This is a genomic window from Mongoliitalea lutea (assembly GCF_014652135.1).
Taxonomy (GTDB): domain Bacteria; phylum Bacteroidota; class Bacteroidia; order Cytophagales; family Cyclobacteriaceae; genus Mongoliitalea; species Mongoliitalea lutea.
The window spans coordinates 1-1,554 of the sequence record NZ_BMYF01000050.1 but is presented as its reverse complement, the minus strand read 5'-3'; the positions used below and the strand labels follow the sequence as shown (position 1 = coordinate 1,554).

Sequence of the window (1,554 nt, the reverse complement as noted above, 5' to 3'; positions counted from 1 at the left end):
TGGTCAAGATCATCGGATTGATTGGTTAAGATGGTTTGGGCACAGCATTCGTTTAATCCCCATAGCTAAACCAGCTCTGAACAGCGCTACACTTCTGTCAACGGTCAAGTATAAGAGCAGTAGCGGCTTTCAAGCAGATTACCTGTCCGCTACCACCAAAGTTTATTAAATACACAGACCTTGAATTTACCACTTCACCCGCTATTGCTCTTATACAATGTTGTGGTGTCGTTTTATTTCTTCTCTAGTTATGTCTGAATTTACAAAGTCTAATTTTGAAGTATAAAATTTAACGTTTTTATTACCTTTACTTATAAGACTCACTGCTTCAACTATTTTATTCTTGTCGAAATTAACACCAAAAGTTACTTCTCTTATGATGTCATTTTTAGGATAAGGCAGCCTATATCCATTTGGCTCAAACAATTTAAAATTTGTATTAGAGAATAAGTTCAAGCTTTTCATATTATTTATAGCTAAACCAGCTAAAATAATCCGAAATTCATTTTCTTGCCCCCAAATTCTTTTGTCTTTAAAAAGTAAAATTTGCTCAAAGAAAGCATCTATGTATTTATCATTTCTGTACGCTCCAAAAATCCCGTTAATTCTTTTTGTTGTGGTATTCCCATATTCATCTTGATTAATAATAAAATCATACGAATCAATATCAATTGGTTTTTCAAAATAATTTACTTTCAATAGTTGTGCTTTGCAAAATAGCTTATCAGAGTAATAATTTTCAATTTCCTTTGCATCAAAACCAATTGAAATGCCTTTATAGGAATTTGCATAATGCGCCCAAAAATGAAGATTATTAAATCCTTTATCTCCTATTTTACCTTTTAATGCTGGTTTAGTAAGACAAAGAATTCCGAAATCATCTGTTTTTCTTTTTACAAAATCTAAAAGAGTTCCATTTTCAGGACATTTTGTTTGAGTAAAAATATTTTCCGAACTATTAAAAGCGCATAAAATATTCATATTACTATCAAAAGGGTCATTGAAATTAGTAGGTTTTGAAAACCAAAAATATCTGTTTTTAAGGGCATCCTTTGAATGGTCATTCCAATCGGAATATTTATAAACAATATTACTTTCCATTTTTTAAAAACTAATTATTCTCTTTGAAACCATCATAAACCCAAACACCAATCAATACTGAAATCCAGTAAAATGGAATTCCTGGAAAAATTGAATAAAGAAAAAATTCATCTATGTCATAATAATATTCACTAAATGCTCCTAACGTTCCTCCTAATATCATGGCACCTGGAATTGTTCCAACAATAATTGCTCTTTTTACACCTTTCTTTAATTCATTAAATTTTTTGAACATAGCTTAATTGTTTAGTTAGTTAATATTTATTTTTCTTACTTATTTGTGTACAGTTTTTTTTTTCTTAAATGCACCACAACTTACTTATATATCTGAAAAACCCACCAACATACACCCTACGGAAGCTTGCTAAGTCTGATTTTTCAGTCGTATTTTCAACTCCCTAAACCTACTAAATACCCTCCAACGAAAAAATACCCTGATCAGGGTATTTATTT

General features: G+C 30.3%; 2 protein-coding genes. Both read right to left on the bottom strand.

Annotation, left to right across the window (positions count from 1 at the left end; translation table 11 throughout):
• Positions 1-210 precede the first annotated feature (210 nt).
• A complete protein-coding gene (locus IE080_RS19310) occupies positions 211-1,101 on the bottom strand; it encodes a DUF2971 domain-containing protein (RefSeq protein WP_189586814.1) in 891 nt (296 codons plus the stop codon).
• Positions 1,102-1,111: 10 nt separating this feature from the next.
• Positions 1,112-1,336 (bottom strand): hypothetical protein, encoded by a 225-nt coding sequence (locus tag IE080_RS19305; RefSeq protein ID WP_189586811.1) that lies wholly within the window; start codon positions 1,334-1,336, stop codon positions 1,112-1,114.
• Positions 1,337-1,554: the final 218 nt, after the last annotated feature.

Bases quoted from the DNA above. Each gene is read 5' to 3' on its own strand.
- IE080_RS19310 (WP_189586814.1), bottom strand. From the start codon at position 1,101: ATGGAAAGTAATATTGTTTATAAATATTCCGATTGGAATGACCATTCA.
- IE080_RS19305 (WP_189586811.1), bottom strand. From the start codon at position 1,336: ATGTTCAAAAAATTTAATGAATTAAAGAAAGGTGTAAAAAGAGCAATT.